Origin of the sequence: Curtobacterium oceanosedimentum (genome assembly GCF_040545555.1) — a bacterium.
Classification (GTDB): domain Bacteria; phylum Actinomycetota; class Actinomycetes; order Actinomycetales; family Microbacteriaceae; genus Curtobacterium.
The window spans coordinates 14000-33551 of the sequence record NZ_JBEPMD010000019.1; the positions used below are offsets into that span (position 1 = coordinate 14000).

Annotated in this window: 22 protein-coding genes; 16 read left to right on the top strand and 6 right to left on the bottom strand. The window is 72.0% G+C overall.

Annotated features, from left to right (window positions below):
• Nucleotides 1–64 precede the first annotated feature (64 nt).
• The 3 genes from ABIC52_RS15310 to ABIC52_RS15320 all read left to right on the top strand — a co-directional run bounded on the left by ABIC52_RS15310 (nt 65) and on the right by ABIC52_RS15320 (nt 2803).
• Nucleotides 65–1465, top strand: a complete 1401-nt coding sequence (locus ABIC52_RS15310) for an LLM class flavin-dependent oxidoreductase (RefSeq protein ID WP_354027735.1) — start codon at nt 65–67, stop codon at nt 1463–1465.
• A gap of 33 nt (nt 1466–1498) precedes the next feature.
• On the top strand, nt 1499–1993 hold the full coding sequence (locus ABIC52_RS15315) for a GNAT family N-acetyltransferase (RefSeq protein ID WP_354027736.1): 495 nt from the start codon (nt 1499–1501) through the stop codon (nt 1991–1993).
• Between the two features lie 87 nt (nt 1994–2080).
• On the top strand, nt 2081–2803 hold the full coding sequence (locus ABIC52_RS15320) for a VIT1/CCC1 transporter family protein (RefSeq protein ID WP_354027737.1): 723 nt from the start codon (nt 2081–2083) through the stop codon (nt 2801–2803).
• 149 nt (nt 2804–2952) lie between these two features.
• On the opposite strand, the gene ABIC52_RS15325 is transcribed toward ABIC52_RS15320, so the two are convergent.
• Nucleotides 2953–3828: a serine hydrolase gene (locus ABIC52_RS15325; protein ID WP_354027738.1), complete on the bottom strand. Its 876-nt coding sequence runs from the start codon at nt 3826–3828 to the stop codon at nt 2953–2955.
• A 68-nt stretch (nt 3829–3896) separates the two neighbouring features.
• Here ABIC52_RS15325 and ABIC52_RS15330 point away from each other — a divergent pair, with 68 nt between their 5' ends.
• Nucleotides 3897–4673, top strand: a complete 777-nt coding sequence (locus ABIC52_RS15330) for a hypothetical protein (RefSeq protein ID WP_354027739.1) — start codon at nt 3897–3899, stop codon at nt 4671–4673.
• A 151-nt stretch (nt 4674–4824) separates the two neighbouring features.
• On the opposite strand, the gene ABIC52_RS15335 is transcribed toward ABIC52_RS15330, so the two are convergent.
• Nucleotides 4825–5346 (bottom strand): GNAT family N-acetyltransferase, encoded by a 522-nt coding sequence (locus ABIC52_RS15335; RefSeq protein WP_354027740.1) that lies wholly within the window; start codon nt 5344–5346, stop codon nt 4825–4827.
• A gap of 202 nt (nt 5347–5548) precedes the next feature.
• On the opposite strand from ABIC52_RS15335, the gene ABIC52_RS15340 reads away from it, so the two are divergent.
• Together ABIC52_RS15340 and ABIC52_RS15345 are read left to right on the top strand one after the other, a co-directional pair.
• On the top strand, nt 5549–6121 hold the full coding sequence (locus ABIC52_RS15340; RefSeq protein WP_354027741.1) for a VanZ family protein: 573 nt from the start codon (nt 5549–5551) through the stop codon (nt 6119–6121).
• A 137-nt stretch (nt 6122–6258) separates the two neighbouring features.
• On the top strand, nt 6259–6597 hold the full coding sequence (locus tag ABIC52_RS15345; protein WP_354027742.1) for an ASCH domain-containing protein: 339 nt from the start codon (nt 6259–6261) through the stop codon (nt 6595–6597).
• A 156-nt stretch (nt 6598–6753) separates the two neighbouring features.
• Here the strand turns inward: ABIC52_RS15345 and ABIC52_RS15350 are convergent, their stop codons facing one another.
• Together ABIC52_RS15350 and ABIC52_RS15355 are read right to left on the bottom strand one after the other, a co-directional pair.
• The gene (locus ABIC52_RS15350; RefSeq protein ID WP_209824236.1) at nt 6754–7299 is read right to left on the bottom strand and encodes a cysteine hydrolase family protein; all 546 of its coding nucleotides are present in this window, start codon (nt 7297–7299) and stop codon (nt 6754–6756) included.
• Between the two features lie 50 nt (nt 7300–7349).
• Entirely contained in the window at nt 7350–7808 is a 459-nt protein-coding gene (locus ABIC52_RS15355) for a hypothetical protein (RefSeq protein ID WP_354027743.1), read from the bottom strand.
• A gap of 49 nt (nt 7809–7857) precedes the next feature.
• Here ABIC52_RS15355 and ABIC52_RS15360 point away from each other — a divergent pair, with 49 nt between their 5' ends.
• The 9 genes from ABIC52_RS15360 (at nt 7858) to ABIC52_RS15400 (ending at nt 17279) form a co-directional block, all read left to right on the top strand.
• Entirely contained in the window at nt 7858–8271 is a 414-nt protein-coding gene (locus ABIC52_RS15360) for a hypothetical protein (RefSeq protein ID WP_209678733.1), read from the top strand.
• Between the two features lie 182 nt (nt 8272–8453).
• Entirely contained in the window at nt 8454–8882 is a 429-nt protein-coding gene (locus ABIC52_RS15365; protein ID WP_354027744.1) for a hypothetical protein, read from the top strand.
• 90 nt (nt 8883–8972) lie between these two features.
• A complete protein-coding gene (locus tag ABIC52_RS15370) occupies nt 8973–9875 on the top strand; it encodes an SDR family oxidoreductase (protein ID WP_354027745.1) in 903 nt (300 codons plus the stop codon).
• Between the two features lie 161 nt (nt 9876–10036).
• A complete protein-coding gene (locus tag ABIC52_RS15375; protein ID WP_126891336.1) occupies nt 10037–11599 on the top strand; it encodes an NCS1 family nucleobase:cation symporter-1 in 1563 nt (520 codons plus the stop codon).
• Nucleotides 11600–11721: 122 nt separating this feature from the next.
• Nucleotides 11722–12501 (top strand): aspartate/glutamate racemase family protein, encoded by a 780-nt coding sequence (locus tag ABIC52_RS15380; protein ID WP_126891337.1) that lies wholly within the window; start codon nt 11722–11724, stop codon nt 12499–12501.
• Nucleotides 12498–13904, top strand: coding sequence for an allantoinase AllB (allB, locus tag ABIC52_RS15385; RefSeq protein ID WP_354027746.1), 1407 nt, complete (start codon nt 12498–12500; stop codon nt 13902–13904). The genes ABIC52_RS15380 and allB overlap by 4 nt, the downstream gene beginning before the upstream one ends.
• Nucleotides 13901–15142, top strand: coding sequence for a pyridoxal-phosphate-dependent aminotransferase family protein (locus ABIC52_RS15390; RefSeq protein WP_354027747.1), 1242 nt, complete (start codon nt 13901–13903; stop codon nt 15140–15142). The genes allB and ABIC52_RS15390 overlap by 4 nt, the downstream gene beginning before the upstream one ends.
• The gene (locus ABIC52_RS15395) at nt 15139–16452 is read left to right on the top strand and encodes an allantoate amidohydrolase (RefSeq protein ID WP_209678714.1); all 1314 of its coding nucleotides are present in this window, start codon (nt 15139–15141) and stop codon (nt 16450–16452) included. Before ABIC52_RS15390 ends, ABIC52_RS15395 begins: the two co-directional genes overlap by 4 nt.
• The gene (locus tag ABIC52_RS15400; protein WP_126891340.1) at nt 16449–17279 is read left to right on the top strand and encodes a MurR/RpiR family transcriptional regulator; all 831 of its coding nucleotides are present in this window, start codon (nt 16449–16451) and stop codon (nt 17277–17279) included. The genes ABIC52_RS15395 and ABIC52_RS15400 overlap by 4 nt, the downstream gene beginning before the upstream one ends.
• Here ABIC52_RS15400 and ABIC52_RS15405 read toward each other — a convergent pair.
• Both ABIC52_RS15405 and ABIC52_RS15410 read right to left on the bottom strand, forming a co-directional pair.
• Nucleotides 17246–17740, bottom strand: a complete 495-nt coding sequence (locus ABIC52_RS15405) for an SRPBCC family protein (protein WP_354027748.1) — start codon at nt 17738–17740, stop codon at nt 17246–17248. The genes ABIC52_RS15400 and ABIC52_RS15405 overlap by 34 nt on opposite strands.
• Nucleotides 17737–18309 (bottom strand): GNAT family N-acetyltransferase, encoded by a 573-nt coding sequence (locus ABIC52_RS15410; RefSeq protein ID WP_126891342.1) that lies wholly within the window; start codon nt 18307–18309, stop codon nt 17737–17739. The genes ABIC52_RS15405 and ABIC52_RS15410 overlap by 4 nt, the downstream gene beginning before the upstream one ends.
• A 45-nt stretch (nt 18310–18354) precedes the next feature.
• Here ABIC52_RS15410 and ABIC52_RS15415 point away from each other — a divergent pair, with 45 nt between their 5' ends.
• Nucleotides 18355–19389, top strand: a complete 1035-nt coding sequence (locus ABIC52_RS15415; RefSeq protein WP_126891343.1) for a dipeptidase — start codon at nt 18355–18357, stop codon at nt 19387–19389.
• Nucleotides 19390–19552 lie beyond the last annotated feature (163 nt).

Here is a 19552-nt window from a genome sequence, read left to right on the forward strand (position 1 = left end):
CGCGGCGGCGTCACACGGCGTCACCTCACGTGACGTGTCCGGCTGCTGGACGTAGCTTCGCCGCGTGACCTCGACGAACGAGACCCGGCAGATCCGCTTCAACGCGTTCGACATGAACTGCGTCGCGCACCAGTCCTCCGGGCTGTGGCGCCACCCTCGCGACCATTCGCGGCACTACAAGGACCTGTCGTACTGGACGGACCTGGCGCAGCTGCTCGAGCGCGGGCGCTTCGACGGCATCTTCATCGCCGACGTCCTCGGCACGTACGACGTGTACGGCGGGACGAACGAGGCGGCGCTCCGCACCGGGTCGCAGGTGCCGGTGAACGACCCCATCCTGCTCGTGTCCGCGATGGCCGCCGTGACCGAGCACCTCGGGTTCGGCATCACCGCCGGCACCGCCTACGAGCACCCGTACCCGTTCGCTCGGCGCATCTCGACGCTCGACCACCTGACGAAGGGCCGCATCGGCTGGAACGTCGTCACCGGGTACCTGCCGAGTGCCGCGCGCAACATGGGGCACACCGACCAGCTCTCGCACGACGACCGCTACGACGTGGCGGACGAGTACCTCGAGGTGCTCTACAAGCTGTGGGAGGGCTCGTGGGAGGACGACGCGGTCGTCGAGGACCGCGAGACCGGCGTCTTCACCGACCCGGCCAAGGTGCACCCGATCGAGCACCACGGCACGCACTTCGACGTCCCCGGTATCCACCTGTCCGAGCCCTCGGTGCAGCGCAGCCCGGTCGTCTACCAGGCGGGCGCCTCGCCCCGCGGCATCCGCTTCGCCGCCGAGAACGCCGAGGCGGTCTTCGTCGGCGCACCGACGGTCCCGCAGCTCGCCGCGACCGTCGGCAAGATCCGTGGCGCCCTGGAGGCTGCTGGTCGCGACCGCTACGCCGCCCGCGTCTACACGCTGCTCACCGTCATCACCGACGAGACCGACGAGGCAGCCCAGGCCAAGTACCGCGAGTACCGGTCGTACGCGTCGGCCGAGGGTGCGCTCGTGCTGAACTCCGGCTGGATGGGGGTGGACCTGTCGCAGTACGACCTGGACGAGCCGCTCGGCAACATCGAGTCGAACGCGATCCAGTCGGCGGCGGCGAACCTGTCCGCGGCGACGGGGGAGGACGGTTCGAACTGGACGGTCCGGGACATCGCCGAGCACACCGCGATCGGCGGCCTCGGACCGGTGGCGGTCGGGTCCGGCGCGACGATCGCCCAGCAGCTGATCGACATCCAGGAGCAGACCGACGTCGACGGGTTCAACCTCGCCTACGCGGTGACCCCTGGCACGTGGGAGGACGTCATCGAGTTCGTCGTGCCCGAGCTCCGCGCCCGTGGGGCCTACCCCGAGGAGTACGTCGAGGGATCCCTGCGCCACAAGTTGCACGGCCGCGGCGACCGGCTGCCCGACGAGCACCGCGGCGCGCAGTACCGCGTCGGCGCACGGGCGACCGTCTGACCGACCCCGGCGGGTGCGACGTAGGGTGGTCCGGTGATCGGGTCGTCCTTCGTCGTGCGCACCGCGGACGACGAGTCGACCGCGGATGCCTGCGTCGCGCTCTGGGTCGCCGCCGTGGCGGACCGCGACGGCGTGCCGGCGTCGGACGCCGTCCGTGCCCGTGCACACGAGAAGTTCGCTGCGGAGCGGGTCGCCCTGGTGGTCGCCGACGACGGCGGGGACCCGCTCGGGTTCGCCCTGGTCACCGCCCCCGGGTCCGGTGGGACGCCGAGCGATGCCGCGTACCTCAGCCTGCTCGCGGTCGCGCCGTCGGCGCAGGGCCACGGCCTCGGACGCCGACTGCTCGCCGCCGCGGTGGACGCCGCAGCGGCCGCCGGGCACGACCGGTGCGAGCTGCACGCGCTGGACGACAACGCGCCGGCCCTCGCGCTCTACACGAGCGCTGGGTTCCGGCCGGTCGGCGAGCCGTTCCCGCACGCGCTCAACGGTCGCCCGACCCGTGTCTGGCAGGCGGACGTCGCCCGGTGAGGTGAGGCTCACCTCACCATGAAAGCCCTGATCAGGCTTGCCTCACCTTGCTGGCGCGATTCGCTCTGCAGTGGTTCGATGGCCGTCATGTCGACCGCATCGGACCTCTCGCTCCCCACCTCCGAGCACGACGACGCCACCAGCGCCGCACGGCTCAACTGGCTCCGCGCCGGACTGCTCGGCGCGAACGACGGCATCGTGTCCGTCGCCGCCGTGCTCGTCGGGGTCGCCGGAGCCGGTGCGGGCACGGGGCCCGTCGTCGCTGCGGGTACCGCGGCGCTCGTCGGCGGGGCGATCTCGATGGCCCTCGGCGAGTACATCTCGGTGAGCGGCGCCCGGGATGCCCAGCGCACCGGGCAGGCCGCGGAGCAGGCGAAGCTCGAGGCCGACGCGGAGGACGCCCCGGCACTCGCGGCGCACTACCGGTCGCTCGGGGTCGAGGACTCGGTGGCGGACGCCGTCGCCCGCGAGCTCGCGCGACCCGAGGTCCGACGCCGTCGAGCCGAGGCCGCACTCCGGGATGCCGAGGACGAGGTCGTCAGCCCCTGGCGGGCCGCGTGGGTGTCGGCTGCGACGTTCTCCGTCGGTGCGCTCCTGCCGTTCCTCGCGATGCTGCTCGCGCCGGAGTCCGCGAGCATCGCCGTCACGGTGACGGCCTCGCTCGTGGCGCTCGCGCTGACCGGGACCACGGGTGCGGTGCTCGGCGGCGCCCGTCGGGGTCGTGCGGCGCTGCGTGTCGTCGTCGGTGGGGCGCTCGCGCTGGCGGCGACGTACGTGGCCGGAGCGCTGCTCGGGACGCACGCGCTCTGACCGGACGACGAGTTCGCGATGCGGTTCCCCGAAGGAGACGGTTCGGGCCCGAGCAGCGTGCGCCTCGGGAAGGTTGCCTGGGTACGGCAACCCCTGGAACCGGTCCTCTGCTCACGTCGGTGGTGACCGGACGAAGGCAGTCGGATGGGTCAGCGGGTCGGGGGCAGGGTGTGGGTGACGAGGCTCGACACTTCCTGGGCCGCCCGGTCCGCAGCCTCGGGGTCGGCAGCGCCGGTGATGACGAGCGCGAGCACGACGGGGGCCGCGTCCCCCGACGCACGGTAGGGCACCTCGAGCGTGCTGACCTCGACGAGGCTGCCGGCTCGGCTCCTGTCGCTGACCCCGGCCACTTCCCACGGTGCGTCGGTGCCGGCCGCGGTCGCAGGGGATCCCGCACCGTTGAGCAGGATGTTCCGCAACGTGCCGCGACGATCCGGGGCAAGCGTCTCGCCGTACACCGCGTCGTCGAGCAGGGTCGCGAAGTGCCGCGCTGACGGCCCGGCAGGATGCTGACCGAGGAGCACGTCAGCGCGTTGCCGGAGGGCATCGTCGCCGCCGAGCCAGGTCACGAGCGTCTGCTGCGCTTCCGGCGCGCTGGTCTGCACGGCAGCGCTGACGGCATCCAGGAGCGTCGCGGAGCCTCCCGGCTCGGCCGTGGTTCGTGAAGAGGCAGGAGGTGCTGCGAGTTGGTCATCGGAGGCGTCGGCGAGGACGAGCACGCCCGCGGTGAAGGCGTGCAAGTCGAGCGGAACGGCTTCGGTCGCCCTGAAGCCCAGGTGGTGGCCGTCACCGGTGTCGATGGCATCGACCCGTACGTCGAGGTCGTGCTCCCGCTCGTAGGCGGACAGACGGTCGGAGAACTCTGCGGGCGTGATCGCCTCCGGAGCCCGAGAGGCGGTCGCGGTCTCGTGCGGTGCGGCCGGTTCCGGGAACGCGGAACACCCGGCGAGGGACACGCTCACGGTGACCAACACCGCCGAGGAGGTGATCGAACGGGCGGTGGGGCGGCGGAACGGGCGGAGCACGGAACAACGGTACGGTGACGCAGATGGCTGTCTGCACGCGTGGCTCCCTGGGTCGCGGGATCAGTCGAATGCTCGCCGTCGCGGTGTCGGGCCTGGTCTTGAGCGGTTGCGCGCAAGCGTCGACCACCGTCACGGTCGCACCGAGCTCGAAGGCGGAACCGGGTGCAGCAGCGTCAGCTGACGAGGTACCGGTCCTGACAGCGCCGTCGTCGACGGCACGCCCGATGTCGTCCACGGAGCGGGCGTTGGCTGCGTTGGAGCAGGCCGAGCGGGCAACGATCAGCACCTGCGTGATGCGTGGCACGACCGGTGCCGTCTCGACCTACAGGGGAGCGGAGGAGATGCCGGCGGACGCTCTCCTCGCAGTGATCCTTCCCGTGGTCGCTGCCCGGAACGACGACCCGGGTGCGACGAAGCTGCCGATCGCGCAGGATCGCGCCGGCGTCGACGCCCAGGTCCACCGACTCGGTGGTCAGAGCGGTGTTGCGGCTGGCCTCACCGCGTTGGACGATCGCGTCACGACGACGAGCACGACGACCGCCCGGCAGGCCTGCACCGACATCGACGCTGCGCTCCTCGGTGATGTCCTCGATGAGCGGTCGAACAGTTCGTACCGGGAAGCGCTCCTCTCAGCAGCCAGCCGTGGGACTGCCGAGTCCTTCCGCGCATCGGTGCCGGATGGATGGACCACCGCGGGGACGGTGCTCGTGAGCGGAACCACCGCAGGAGCGGTAGCGGTGCTCAGCGGAGTCCACTGGTCCACGGTCATCACCGTCTTCGTCACCGGCGCAGCGGACCCGGCCGATGTGGTCAGCCGCGCGACCCAGATCGCGCTCAACGCGTGACGCAGCGTCCGGCGCGCTGCCGTGCCGATCGTTGCTGCGGTCTCGACTGCGCTCGCGAAGCCGTCTCAGCGCCGCGATGGTCGAACCGTGCAGCGGACCGCGCCGGTACCGCGAGCCGTTCCGATACCTTGCGTTCCTGGTGAACGATCGCCTACCGGGCAGGCGCGTCGGGCAACGACACGGCGAACTTGAAGCCGACGTGGGAGTCGATGAAACCGAGACGTCGGTAGAAGCGGTGCGCGTCGGTACGCGCAGCGTCGGAGGTCAGCTGCACCAGCGGGGTCTCGAGTTCGATCGCGGCCTGCTCGACGACCCATCGCATCAGGGTCGTTCCGACGCCCGAGGACCGCTGTGTGCCGGCGACGCGGACTGCCTCGACCAGCAGCCGGGCACTGCCTCGTCGTGCCATCCCGGGGATGACCGTCAGCTGCAGCGTGCCGATGACGGCTGCGAGCTCGTCCTCCACGACGAGCACATCGTTGTTCGAGTCGCCGATGATGCGCTGCAGCGCTTCCGCGTAGGCCACCTCGTCCGCAGGGCTCCCGACGTCGCCACGCCCGGCGCTGATCGGATCGTCCGACAGGAGCCGGATGATCGGGTGCAGGTCCGCGGCTGTGGCCCGTCGGAGCAGCAGCTCGCGGTCGCCGGAGCTGATGGTGGCGGGGAGGGCCAATTCAGAGATCACACCGCATTGTCGCTGGCGGAGTCCCATGGCTCGAGCCGAGACGTGTCCGCTCGTCGATGGTCCGTGGGCGCCCGACGCGTCCGGTCAGCGCGGAGACTGCGCCCTCCCTGTGATCGGTTCGCAGCGATCGGCTTCCGGATCAACCTCTGGAGGGACCCGCTGAGCGAACAATCCGGGCAGGATCGCTCGAGTGTCTGACGATCCCTTCGGAGAGGTACCCGCCCTACCCGTTGCCCTCGTGGTCGGCGTCGTCGCCTTCCTCATCCAACTGCTGGTCTTGCTGCCGAGCCGGCGCTTCACCTGGCCCCGAGGCGCTGTGGCGGCCGCACTCGCGGTCTACGTCGCCGGCATCTTCGCGAACACGGTCCTCCCGATCTTCCTCGACCGGCCTCCGCAGCTGCAGCCGTGGACGCCGAAGCTGGCCCTGATCCCGTTCTCCGACTACGAGGTCATGGACGCGGTCACCAACGTGATCGTGTTCGCCCCGTTGGGCATCCTGATCCCGCTCCTGATGCGCCGACCGTCCTGGGCGAAGGTGGTCCTCACCGCCGCGGCGGTCAGTCTCGCGATCGAGCTCCTGCAGATCGTCACGGACGGGCTCTTCGGAGGAGGCCACGTCGCGGACGTCAACGACTTCCTCTGGAACACCCTCGGCGGGGCCGTCGGCTACCCCATCTTCGTCGTGCTGTCTCGCACGCCGGGCCTGTCGCGTCTCGTCGAGCTCTTCCGCTGGCACCCTGCCACGAGGACCACGTGCGCCTGAACCAGGCAGGAGATGATCGTCAGCCTCTGGGGAGCACGGGACTCCGCGGGCCTCTAGGCAGACCATCCCCTGCCGGTCGATGTTGCGCCGGGATCAGCCTCGATCGCCGCCCTGTGCCACTGCGGCAGAGTGGGTGCATGGTCAGTGCAGCGCCCAACACGATCCACTTCCATCGCAAGCACCACAAAGCGGTCATGTCCGGCGAGAAGGTCACCACAGTTCGGTGGAACGAGGACGTACCGGTGGGAGCAGCCGTGTTCGTCTTCGACGAGCACCCGACGGCAAGACCGATCCCCGGCACCGTGATCGCCGTGCGCCGGTACCGGCTCGACGCCCTCACTGCCGAACAAGCTCACCAGCCGTCGGAAACCGACATGCAGCTCTTCGCGCAGCAGCTGCGCGAGAACTACTATCCGGACATGCCTTCCGACGCAGTCGTCGAGGTTGCTCAACTCGCCGTCAAGACGTCCCGCTAGCCGATCCCTCACCGGACGACCGCCAAGCGGAAGCGGTCGGCCTGCAGGCTCACGTTGACTGCTGGACGGCGCAGCGCGCCTCAGAACTACGGGTCCCGACCACCTCGCCTCACGTCTGTCGAGGTCCGACGGCTCGCCCTCCCGGCGACCCGTCGGTCAGCGTACGGGTGCGAAGTCGATCCGGTCGTGCCGCTCGGCGGCGAAGTGCCGGCCGGGGTACCTGAGGCCGCCGAAGTACATGTTCGTGTGCGCGACGATCTGCTCCGCACTGATGTGGACACCGCCGTGCTCCGCGTCCGTCGTCGTGTGTGCGTCGGACACCAACGTCACGTCGAAGCCGTGCACCGCTGCTGCCTGGGTCGTCGTCCGGATGCAGTGGTCGCTCTGCGCACCGGCGACGACCAGGTGCTGCACGCCCGAGCGCTCCAGGACCTCGAAGAGGTCGGTGTCCGCGAACGCATCCCGGTACTCCTTCTGCACGAGCGGCTCCTCCGGTCGGCGTTCAAGTGGTGCTGCGAGTTCCCAGTCCGGAGAACCCTCGGCGAAATCGCCGTGATCCTGTACCCACACCACCGGTACTCCGCTCGCTCGCGCACGATCGACGAGTCGGGACGTCCGTGCGAGCACGCCGTCGGCATCGAAGCAGTCCCGCACGACGCCTCGCTGCAGGTCGATGACGAGGATCGCGCTCACGGTCGGCATGACGGCATCATGCCACCGAGGAGCAGTGACGATGGTGCTCCGAACGGAGCTCAGCCCGAGCGCCGTTGCCGGTCGATCCGGTACTGCTCGAGCTGGCGAAGGGAAGCGACCGCTGAACGTCGTGCCGGGGTTGCCAGGATGCCCGGAGAGACCCAGAAGGCCGTGAGGGGTGAGATCCGGGGACGACCTCGGGCGTACCAACCGATGAACGGCAACGATGTGACGTCGTCCGCATCGGGCATCGAACGGATCGCGGAGCACGGTATCCGGCGGGACCAGAGCAGGCCGCGAACCAGGAAGTGGTCGTCGAGGGCCACCACACCGAGCCGCAACGCCCGGCCGGTGAGCCAACATCCGATGCTGACACAGACGAGCAGGATCACGGCCGGCAGGAACAGGGGTTGATCGCTGTCCGCCGCATCGACGGCGGCCTTGCTCGCGCAGAGGACGACGGCGGCTCCGATGGCAGCCGAACCGAAGCGCACCGCCGGAGGTCCCAGAACGATCACCCGCCGATCATGGCACCGCCCGGGCGGCTGGTGGTGCGAGAGTTCATTCATGACGAAGCGCGCTCGACGGCCTGCGGACGCTGTCGGAGGCCCGACCGCGGGAGCCCGGGTCACCTCCGGCCGCTTCGCGGTGCGTCCCGGCACCTTCAACCTCGCAGGCGAGCTGTTCACGCCTGCGGGTGTCCGGCTGACCCGCCGTGAGACGGACGTCAGCGAGGAGACCGCGGCTGCGCTGGTGCGCGCCGGTGCCGAGGTTGTGTACGAGGCATGCGGCTGCGGGGGCGGCGGGCCGTGCAAGCCCCTCTGGACCGAGCCTGCCGGGGCCACGGCGATCGCGAAGACCACGCTCCCGACCGTGCAGTCCCGCCCGACGGCTCCCACCTGGATCGACGTGTGGGCGGGTGACGGAGCAACTGCGGTCTTCTGTCACGGCGACATCACCTGGGGGCCGATGCTGCCCTGAGCTGTCGACGGCGTCCGCTGCGAGCGCGATCCGGAGACCACTCCGGCGCTGTCTCGATCGCCACACGCACAGGCCGGCTGCGGGCAGCGACACGCATGCCCCGCTCCGTGCGCGCCCTACACTGCACGCACGCCCCCTCCCGGTGTCGGCGTCACCCCGATGATTCGAAGGACGGTCCCGTCATGGGCATGTTCGCCACGTTCACCTACGCCGAACAGCGATGGGTCGTCGACGAGGAGGAGGAAGCCATCGACGGGAGCACCCAGCCCGAGCCCTTCCTCTCCGCGACCGTCCACGACAGCGACGTGTGCACCGTGGTGTACGGGCCCGGACCGGCCACCGGAGGGTTGGTCTACCTCGGGTTCCAACCGCGCGACTACTTCGACGACCCTGACGAGAGCGACGACGTCGACCTGGACGTCCAAGCCGAAGGACTGGCGAGGTGGGCCGCAGCAGCGACTGGTGAATCGGTGTCAGCGGACGCGATCCGGCCGCTCCTGGCGGAGGCCGTCGTCGAGGAGCCGACTGACGACTTCGTCGAGGAGACCCTCGAGGAACTCGTCACCCTGCTCGGTCTGCCCGTCCCAGGAGAACTCGTCCGAGAAGACTGACGAGCCCTCCCGCCACCCGCCGGCCGGGTCGCGTCCGGACTCCCTAGAGTGGGCCGCAGGGGGCACGGCGTCCCGGGCGGAGGAACAGTCATGCGCGTAGCGATCACCGGCGGCACCGGCTTCGTGGGACGACACCTCGCGGAGCGGTACCCAGCCGACGACGTGGTGGTGGTCTCCCGTCGGACCGGCGTCGAGATCGACGACGTCGACGCCCTCACCGACGCCTTCGCCGGGGTCGACGCGGTCGCCCACTGCGCCGGCATCAACCGCGAGATCGGCGACCAGTCCTTCGAACGCGTGCACGTCCGCGGCACCGCCGCCGTGCTCGAAGCAGCCCACCGCGCCGGGGTGCAGCGCGTCGTGCTCCTGAGCTTCCTGCGGGCCCGTCCGGGCACGGGTTCCCCGTACCACGAGACGAAGTGGGCGGCGGAGGAGATGGTCCGGTCGTCCGGGCTCGACTACACGGTGCTCAAGGCCGGGATGATCTACGGGCACGGGGACCACCTCGTCGACCACCTCAGCCACACCGTGCAGACCGTGCCGCTGTTCGCCTCCGTGGGGTTCCGCGAGAAGACGATCAGCCCCATCCCCGTCGCCGAGCTCGTGGACGTGCTCGTCGGCGCGCTCGAGGGACGGCTGTCCCGCCGGACGGTGGCGGTCCGCGGGGGGCGAGGCGCTGCTGCTCAGCGAGGCCGTGCGCCGGGTCGCACGGGTCGTGGGTCGCCCGGTGCGGGTGTTCCCGGCGCCGGTGTGGGCGCACCGGCTGCTCGGACAGGTGACCGAGTGGACCATGCGCGTGCCGCTCGTCGCGAAGGCGCAGGTGCGGATGCTCGCCGAGGGGGTCACCGAGGCGACGCAGCCGGCCGGGGAGCTCCCCGCGGACCTCGCGCCGACGGCCCGTTTCGACGACGAGCACATCCGGGCGGCGCTCCCGCCCCGGGGCGGCTTCACCTGGCGGGACCTGCGGCTGCCGGGACGCCGATGACCCGGTGAGCACTCGGCCCTGACATCCGACTGCTCCGATCCGGAACGCTCGTTCCAGCACGTCCACCGCGTCACACGACCGTTACACGAGGGAAACGGGCGGCGCGAACAGCCTCCATAGCGTCGTCCACGAGCGGGGACCCCCGCCGCCCACTCCCACGGAGGACGCCTTGGTCACAGAGATCGCGACCCCGGTCGCCGCGCCCCACGCCCCCCGCACGACCTCGTCGGCAGCCGCCGGCGCGGGCGTCGTCAAGCCCGGGTACGACCCGGCGCTCACCAACGAGGACCTCGCACCGCTGCGTGAGCAGCGCTGGACGAGCTACAACATCTTCGCCTTCTGGATGTCCGACGTGCACTCGGTCGGCGGCTACGTCACCGCCGGGTCGCTCTTCGCGCTCGGCATCGCGAGCTGGCAGGTGCTCGTCGCCCTGGTCGTCGGCATCCTCGTCGTGCAGGTCTTCGCGAACCTCGTCGCGAAGCCGTCCCAGCGGACCGGGGTGCCGTACCCGGTCATCAACCGCGCAGTGTTCGGCGTCATCGGGGCCAACGTGCCCGCCGTGATCCGCGGCCTCATCGCGACGGCCTGGTACGGCGTGCAGACCTTCCTCGCGGCCCAGTCGCTCAACATCGTGTTCCTGAAGTTCGTCCCGGGTTCGGCTGCGCTGCTCGACCACTCGTTCCTCGGGCTCTCCGCGCTCGGCTGGATCTCCTACGGCATCCTCTGGGTCGCGCAGGCCGCGCTGTTCTCGATGGGCATGGAGGCGATCCGCCGCTTCATCGACTTCGCCGGCCCGGCCGTCTACGTCGTGATGATCGCGCTCGCCGTGTACCTGGTCGCGAAGGCCGGCATCGGCAACATCTCGCTGACCCTGCACACGGGCGCGCCGATGTCGTTCGGTGCGTCCGTCCCGGTCATGCTCTCGGCCGTCGCGATCGTCGTCAGCTACTTCTCCGGTCCGATGCTGAACTTCGGCGACTTCTCGCGCTACGGCCGCTCGTTCCGGTCGGTGAAGCGCGGCAACTTCTGGGGCCTGCCGGTCAACTTCCTGTTCTTCTCGGTGCTCACCGTGCTCTGCGCGAGCGCGACGGTCCCGGTCTTCGGCAAGCTCATCACCGACCCGATCGAGACGGTCCAGGCGATCGACGCACCGTTCGCGATCCTGCTCGGCGGCCTCACGTTCGTCACCGCGACGGTCGGCATCAACATCGTCGCGAACTTCATCAGCCCCGCGTTCGACTTCTCGAACGTCGCCCCGCGGAAGATCAGCTGGCGGACGGGCGGCATGATCGCCGCCGTCGGCTCCGTGCTGCTGACGCCGTGGAACTGGTACGGCAACGACCAGGCGATCCTCTACACGCTCGGCATCCTCGGCGCCCTGATCGGCCCGCTGTTCGGGATCCTGATCGCCGGCTACTACCTGGTGGCGAAGCAGCGGGTCGCGGTCGACGACATGTACTCGAAGGAGCCGACCGCCCGGTACTGGTACCGCGCCGGTTGGAACCCGAACGCGATGTGGACCCTGCTGGTCGCCGGCGCCGTGTCGGTCGCGAGCGCGGTCCTGCCGCCGGCCACGGGCGTCCTGCCCTGGGTGAGCAACTACAGCTGGTTCATCGGCTGCGGCCTCGGGCTGGTCGTCTTCTGGGCGCTCGAGCGTCGGTCGCCCCGCATGCCCGTGCTGGCCGCGGACGACCCGACGGTCGACGACGGCGCTGCCGCCGGTCGCGACTGAGCCGTCCGCCACACCCCGCTCAGCGGCACCGGCCGGGAGGCGCGACCCGCCTCCCGGCCGGATCGTCGCCTCCGCGGCCACTCCGTTCCACCCCCGTCCCAGCCCCGCCCGAGAGGTCCCGCTTGCGCATCCGCGTCGTCAACCCCAACACCACCGCGTCGATGACCGCCGCGATCGGCCGCGCCGCTACCGCCGTCGCCGGACCCGGCACCGTCGTCGAGGCGGTGACGCCCACGACCGGTCCGGCCTCGATCGAGAGCCACTACGAGGAGGCCCTCGCGGTCCCCGGGCTCCTGGAACAGATCGCGCTCGGTGAGCAGCAGAGGGTCGACGCGTACGTCGTCGCGTGTTTCGGGGACCCGGGGCTCGACGCGGCGCGGGAGCTCGCCGCCGGCCCGGTGATCGGGATCGCCGAGGCCGGCTACCACGCGGCCGCGATGCTCGGGCGACGGTTCGGCGTCGTCACCACCCTGGCCCGCACGACCGGACGGGCGTGGGAGCTGGCGGAGCGCTACGGGTTCGCGTCCCTGGTGACCGAGATCCGTGCCTGCGAGGTGCCCGTGCTGCAGCTCGACGACCCGACGTCCGGGGCACGCGAGCTCGTCGTCGAGGAGTGCCGCGCCGTGCTCGCCGGCGGCGCCGACGCCGTGGTGCTCGGGTGCGCCGGCATGGCGGAGTTCTGCGCCGAGGTCTCGCGGGAGATCGGGGCGCCGGTGGTCGACGGCGTGGCCGCGGCGACGGTCCTCGCGGAGTCGCTCGTCCGGCTCGGGCTCCGCACCGGCAAGACCGGCGAGTACGCCCCGCCGCCACCGAAGCCGGTGACGGGACTGCTGTCCGGGTTCACGCTGCCGTCGGCCGACGGGGCAGCGAGCCCGGCCCTGGTGACGGGGGTCTCGGCGTGAGCACCGCAGCTCCTGTCGACCTGGTGCTCCGCGGTCGGCAGACGTGGGTCGACGGCGTCCTCCGGCCGGCCGCGGTGGTCGTCCGCGACGGCGTGGTCGACGCGGTCCTGCCGTTCGGTGCGTCGGTCGCGGCCTCGCTCGACCGCACCGTGCCCGACGAGCACGTGCTGCTGCCGGGGCTCGTCGACACCCACGTGCACGTCAACGAACCCGGCCGCACCGAGTGGGAGGGCTTCGCCTCGGCCACGCGGGCGGCGGCCCTCGGCGGCGTGACCACGATCGTCGACATGCCGCTGAACTCGATCCCGGCGACCGTGGACGTCGACGCCCTCGCGGTGAAGCGGGCGAGCGCCGAGGGCCGCGTCGCGGTGGACGTCGGGTTCTGGGGCGGCGCGGTCCCCGCGAACGCCGGAGCACGCGGTCCGCTGCACGATGCCGGGGTCTTCGGGTTCAAGTGCTTCACCGCGCCGAGCGGCGTCGACGAGTTCCCGCACCTCGACCCGGTGCAGCTGCGCACGGCGATCGAGGAGGTCGCCGAGCTCGACGCCCTGCTCATCGTCCACGCCGAGGACCCGGACCACCTCGTGCCGCACGAGACGCTCGGCAGCCACTACGCCGACTTCCTCGCCACCCGTCCGGGCCGTGCCGAGCAGTCCGCCGTCGCGCGGGTCCTCGACGGGGCGCGGACGACGGGTGCCCGCGTGCACGTGCTCCACCTGTCCGACGCGGGGGTGCTCCCGATGATCCGGGCAGCCAAGGCCGACGGCGTGCGGGTGACCGTCGAGACGTGTCCGCACTACCTGGCGTTCGAGGCCGGGTCGATCCCGGACGGTGCGACCGAGTTCAAGTGCTGCCCGCCGATCCGCGACGACGCGAACCGCGACGGGCTCTGGGCGGGGCTGCTCGACGGCACGATCGACTGCGTCGTGTCGGACCACTCGCCGTCCACAGCCGACCTGAAGACCGACGACTGGGGATCGGCGTGGGGCGGGATCGCCGGACTCCAGGTGGGCTTCCGGGCGGTGTGGACCGAGGCGGTGCGCAGGGGGCTGCCGCTCGAGACCGTCCTGCCGTGGTTCACGACCGGACCCGCAGCGATCGTCGGGTTCACGGACCGTGGCCTGATCGCGCCGGGGGCGGTCGCGCACCTCGCGGTCCTCGACCCGGCGGCCGAGCGTGTGGTCGAGGTGTCGGCCCTGGCCCACCGCAACCCGGTGTCCGCGTACGCCGGCCTGCACACGCTCGGGATCGTCACCGAGACCTGGCTCCGCGGGCGACTCGCGGCGACGGCCGACCACGGGGTCACCGCAGTCGACGGTGTCCTGCTCGACCGACCGACGGCACCGCAACACGCACGAAACGAGCGTTCCAGTACAGTCGTCCACGGAACGGAGGCACCATGACCCAGCCAGTGAACCCGCCCGCCCGACTCCTCATGGGGCCGGGACCGATCGACGCGGACCCCCGCGTGCTCCGCGCGCTGTCGACCCCGCTCGTCGGGCAGTACGACCCGTGGATGACCGCGACCATGACCGGTACGCAGGAGCTGTACCGCCGGGTCTTCGGCACGCGGAACGACGCCACCGTGCTCGTCGACGGCACCTCCCGCGCGGGCATCGAGGCGGCGCTGGTGTCGCTGCTCGCCCCTGGTGACCGGGTGCTCGTGCCGGTCTTCGGACGCTTCGGACACCTGCTCGCCGAGATCGCCACCCGTGCCGGTGCCGAGGTGCACACGATCGAGACCGAGTGGGGGCAGGTGTTCCCGCCGTCGGTGATCGAGGACGCGGTCCAGCGGGTCCGGCCGAAGGTCCTGGCGGTCGTGCAGGGCGACACCTCGACGACGATGAACCAGCCGCTCGACGAGCTCGGGGCGATCTGCGAGCGGCACGGCGTGCTGCTGTACACCGACGCCACGGCGAGCATCGGCGGCAACCCGCTCGAGACCGACGGGTGGGGGATCGACGTCGTGAGCGCCGGCCTGCAGAAGTGCCTGGGCGGCCCGTCCGGCAGCGCACCGATCACCCTGTCGCCGCGGGCCGTGGCGGTGCTCGACGGCCGTCGCAGCATCGAGGCCGGCATCCGCGAGGTCGACGACGTCGTGTCCGACGACCCGATCCGATCGAACTACCTCGACCTCGCGATGATCCTCGACTACTGGGGCCCGCGGCGCCTCAACCACCACACCGAGGCGGCATCGATGCTCTACGCCGCGAACGAGTGCGCCCGCATCCTGCTCGAGGAGGGGCGCGAGGCGGTGATCGAGCGCCACGCGACCGCCGGCCGGGCGATGCTCGCCGGGGTCGAGGCGCTCGGGCTGCGCGTCTTCGGCGACGTCGCGCACAAGATGCACAACGTCGTCGCCGTGGAGATCCCGGACGACGTCGTGGGCGACCAGGTCCGCGGCGCGATGCTCGAGGACCACGGCATCGAGATCGGGACGTCCTTCGGACCGCTGCACGGACGGGTCTGGCGCATCGGGACGATGGGCTACAACGCCCGGAAGGACACCGTCGTGCGGACCCTCGCCGCGCTCGAGCACTGCCTGCGCCGCGCCGGACACGCCGTCCCGCAGGGTGCCGGGGTCGACGCCGCACTCGACGTCCACGCCGACCGCGTCACGCCGGTCGGGGCAGCCGCATGACGACGACCGGACCCACGACGGCCGGACCCACGACGGCCGAGGTCCCCGCGGCGCCGACCGCGAGCGCCCGTGCGATCGCCGACGCCGCGACGATCGTGCGGTGGTGCGACACCCTCGCCGGGATCTCCCAGGACGCGGACCGCACCACCCGCGTGTACCTGTCGCCCGAGCACGCCCGGGTGAACGCGGTGGTCGCGGAGTGGATGCAGGACGCCGGACTCCGCACCTGGCAGGACGCCGCGGGCAACCTGCACGGCATCGTCGACGGCGCGACGCCGGACGCCCCCGTGCTGCTGCTCGGGTCGCACCTCGACACCGTGGTCGACGCGGGCCGCTACGACGGCGTCGTCGGCGTCCTCATGGCGATCCGCACCGCGGCCCGACTCGCCGCATCGGGGCCGCTGCCCTTCGCCCTGCAGGTGATCGCGTTCTCCGACGAGGAGGGCACGCGCTTCGGCAAGGCCCTGCTCGGGTCCTCCGCCGTCGCCGGTGTGTGGGACGACGCCTGGTGGGACCTCGAGGACGGTGACGGGATCACGCTCCGGCAGGCGTTCACCGACTTCGGCCTCGACCCCGCCCGCGTGCGCGAGGCGGCGCTGCCCCCGGAGCGGCTCGTCGGGTACCTCGAGGCGCACATCGAGCAGGGCCCGTACCTCGAGCGGGCCGGCCAGGCGCTCGGCGTGGTCACGAGCATCGCGAGCGCCCGGCGGTTCTCCGTCGAGGCGGTCGGTGAGGCCCGGCACGCCGGCGGCACCCCGTACGAGCGGCGCCACGACGCGCTCCTCGCCGCGGCCGAGGCGGCGCTCGCCGTCGAGCGGATCTGCCGCGCCGAGCAGCACGTCGGCACGGTCGGCACGATGTCCGTCGAGCCCGGCGCCGTCAACGTCGTCCCGGGGCTCGCCCGGTTCAGCGTCGACCTGCGCGGGGAGTTCGACGAGGGGCGCGACCGCGTCTGGGAGACGATCACGGCCGCCTTCGACGAGATCGGGGACCGACGGGGCGTGACGGTCTCGCCGACCGAGGTGCACCGCGCGCCGGCGGTGTTCTGTGCTCCGGCGCTGATGGACGCGGTCCGTGCCGGCATCGCCTCGACCGGAGCGGCCGCACCGGCGGAGCTGTTCTCGCGCGCCGGGCACGACGCGATGTCCCTCGGGCTCGTCACCGACGTCGCGATGCTGTTCCTCCGCAACCCGGACGGCATCAGCCACCACCCCGACGAGTTCGTCTCGGAGGACGACGTCGCGCTCGGTCTCGACGCCCTCGCCGTCGCGGTCGAGCGCATCGCCGACGACCGGGCGGAGACGCGGTGAGCGCCGTGCCGGACGTCCGCGCCCGGGTCGACGCGGTCTGGGACCGACTGTCGCCCGCGGAACGCCGGGTCGCCGCGATGGTCCGCCACGACCCGGAGCTGCTGCTCGTCGGCACCTCCGCCGAGCTCGCGGCCGAGTCGGGCACCTCGAAGGCCACGGTCTCGCGGCTCGTCCGCTCCCTCGGGTTCCAGGACGCCGCCGAGGTCCGGCAGGAACTCATGTCCGCCCGGGGCAGCGGGCTGCCGTGGGCGGCCGAGGACGCCGCACACGTCGACCAGCGGGCGGTCGAGGCACGGAACCTCGATGCCGCCTTCGCCTCGCTCGCACGAGCCGACCGTGTCCGGCTCGCACGTCGGATCGTCCGAGCCCGTCGAGTGCTCGTCGTCGGGGAACGCGGTGCGCACCCCGTCGCGATGCAGCTCCGCTCCCAACTGGCCCAGGTGCGTCCGGACGTCCGGATCGGTCCGGCTCCGGGACAGCGATTGGGCGAGGAGGTCGCGGACCTCGACCGGCGGGACCTCGTCGTGCTCGTCACCGTCCGGCGGCACGCGGCGGGTGCCGAGCGGCTCGTGCGACACTGCGTCGCGACCGGTGCCGACGTGGTCGTGCTCGGTGACCCGACGGCGGCGGTGATCGCGGCTCCCGCGGCGACCGCGGTGCTCTGCCCGGTGGACTCCCCGTCGGCGTTCGACTCGATGGCGGCGCTCTTCGCGGTCGTCGCGGCCATCGCGAACGACGTGTACGAGGCCTCCGGGCCGGCAGGGCGTGCCCGGGTGGACGCCGTGGCGGCGGCCTACGACGCGCTCGGGGAGCTCGCCCCCCGCTGACCGTCCCCGTCCCGCTCGAGCTCGTCGCGCAGCGATGCGTTGCGCGCGGCGATCAACCGCGGCAGGTAGCGGGCGAGCGCGACCCGCTCGGCCAGCCAGCCGAGCGGGCCGAGGGGCGCCCGGAAGACGATCTCGTCGACCATCCGCGTGCCGCCGGCCGACGGTCCGAACCGGTGCTCGTGCCGGAACCGGGCGAACGGACCACGCACCTGCTCGTCGACGAAGCGACCCGGAGCCTCCAGGGCGGTGATCCTGCTCGTCATCGACCAGACGATCCCGAAGTGCCGCGCACGCCACGTGACGCTCTCGCCGAGCCCGATGGTGCCGGTCGTCGTCCCGGCGACGGCACGTTCGTCGGTGTCCGCCATCGAGCGTTCGTGCGCGCCGATGTCGAGCGACAGCGCGAAGACGCGCTCCACCGGAGCGGCGATCTCGGTGACGACGCGGAAGGCGACGGTCACGGTGTCGGCCAGTCCGTCGGCGCCGTCCGGTCGTCGTCCCGCAGCACGGCGGCGAGCAGTTGGTCGTGGCGGACCCCGCGGTGGACGACGGCCGAGCGGGACCGGCCCTCGTACCGCATGCCGATCCGTCTGGCCGTCGCGGCCGAGGCCGCGTTCGTCCCGAGTGCGCGCCACTGCACCCGCACCAGACCGAGGCCGATCGGCGGTGCCGCGAAGGCCCACTCGAGCACCCGGGCAGCGGCCTCGGTCACGAACCCGTGCCCACGGCCGTCCGGGTGCAGCGCGTACCCGATCTCGGCCGCACCGTCCACGAAGCCGAACACGCCGACCGTGCCGAGCAGGCGCGGGTCGTCGACCCGTCGGATCCCGAAGTCGTACCGGGTGTCGTCGCGCCAGCCGTCGCCGACCCGCTCGATGAACTGGTGCGCCTCGGCGTGGCCGTACGGCACGGGGACCGGGGTGAAGGCGATCACGTCGGGGTCGTTCGCGTACGCGACGACGTCGTCGGCGTCGGCCGGACCCGGAGCGGAGAGCACGAGCCGGTCGGTGCGGAGCGTCACGGGGTGCACACCGCGAGCCTAGTGATCGTCGGGTCGCACGGTAGCGTCGGCGGCATGACGTTCGACTCCCTCGCCTTCCCGGTCATCGACGGACACAACGACCTGCCCTGGGAACGTCGCGAGTCGCACGACTCCGGGGTCGAGGGCATCGACACCGAGCAGGGGACGCTGCACACCGACCTGCCGAAGCTGCGCGCCGGGGGAGTGGTCGGGCAGTTCTGGTCGGTGTTCGTGCCGTCGGACGACCCCGACCCGGTGCGGACCACCCTGCAGCAGATCGACACCGCGCACCGCATCGTCGCGCGGTACCCCGACGACCTGACGTTCGTCCGCTCCGCCGCCGGACTGCGCGCCGCCGTCGACGCCGGACGGATCGCATCGCTGCTCGGCGCCGAGGGCGGTCACTCGATCGGCGACGACCTCGCCGTCCTCCGGTCCTTCGCCCGGCTCGGTGTGCGGTACATGACGCTGACGCACAACGACGACACGACCTGGGCCGACTCGGCCACCGGCGCGCGGGCACACGGTGGCCTGACCGACCGCGGACGCGAGGTCGTCGCCGAGATGGAACGGATCGGCATGCTCGTCGACCTGTCGCACACCGCTCCGGCGACGATGCGCGACACCCTCGACGTCGCGACGCAGCCGGTCGTCTTCAGCCACTCGTCCACCGTCGCCGTCGACGACCACCCCCGGAACGTGCCCGAGGACGTGCTCGCCCGGACGGCCGACAACGGGGGCGTCGTCATGATCACGTTCGTGCCGAAGTTCGTCTCGCGAGCGTGGGCCGACTGGGAGGAAGCGGGTTCCGAGGGGGAGCCGCCGCTCGTCACGGTGGCGGACGTCGCCGACCACGTCGACCACGCCCGCGAGGTCGCGGGGGCACGGCACATCGGGCTGGGCGGGGACTACGACGGCACCCCGGTGCTGCCGCCGGACCTGCGGGACGTGTCGCGGTACCCCGTGCTCGCCGAGGAGCTGCGCCGTCGCGGCTGGGGCGACGACGACCTGCGGGCGCTCGCCGGGGGCAACGTGCTCCGGGTGCTCGAGGCGACGGACGAGCGGTTCGCGCGGAGCGCCCTGCGCTGAGCCGTGCAGACCCGGTCGGGAGGGCCGCGGCCGGGAGGCGCGGTGTGCGCCCGCCACGTCAACGGGCGTCATCGACAGGGGAACGCCGGGCGCCGTCGCTAGGATCGCGAGCGGACCGCAGCGCCGCCACCGACGGCGCGAGAACTCGACCCGGAGGACGACA

Coding starts and splice junctions, on each gene's coding strand:
- ABIC52_RS15320 (WP_354027737.1), top strand. CDS start 2,081: ATGTCGACCGCATCGGACCTCTCGCTCCCCACCTCCGAGCACGACGAC.
- ABIC52_RS15330 (WP_354027739.1), top strand. CDS start 3,897: ATGCTCGCCGTCGCGGTGTCGGGCCTGGTCTTGAGCGGTTGCGCGCAA.
- ABIC52_RS15345 (WP_354027742.1), top strand. CDS start 6,259: ATGGTCAGTGCAGCGCCCAACACGATCCACTTCCATCGCAAGCACCAC.
- ABIC52_RS15350 (WP_209824236.1), bottom strand. CDS start 7,299: ATGCCGACCGTGAGCGCGATCCTCGTCATCGACCTGCAGCGAGGCGTC.
- ABIC52_RS15360 (WP_209678733.1), top strand. CDS start 7,858: ATGACGAAGCGCGCTCGACGGCCTGCGGACGCTGTCGGAGGCCCGACC.
- ABIC52_RS15365 (WP_354027744.1), top strand. CDS start 8,454: ATGGGCATGTTCGCCACGTTCACCTACGCCGAACAGCGATGGGTCGTC.
- ABIC52_RS15370 (WP_354027745.1), top strand. CDS start 8,973: ATGCGCGTAGCGATCACCGGCGGCACCGGCTTCGTGGGACGACACCTC.
- ABIC52_RS15390 (WP_354027747.1), top strand. CDS start 13,901: ATGACCCAGCCAGTGAACCCGCCCGCCCGACTCCTCATGGGGCCGGGA.
- ABIC52_RS15395 (WP_209678714.1), top strand. CDS start 15,139: ATGACGACGACCGGACCCACGACGGCCGGACCCACGACGGCCGAGGTC.
- ABIC52_RS15415 (WP_126891343.1), top strand. CDS start 18,355: ATGACGTTCGACTCCCTCGCCTTCCCGGTCATCGACGGACACAACGAC.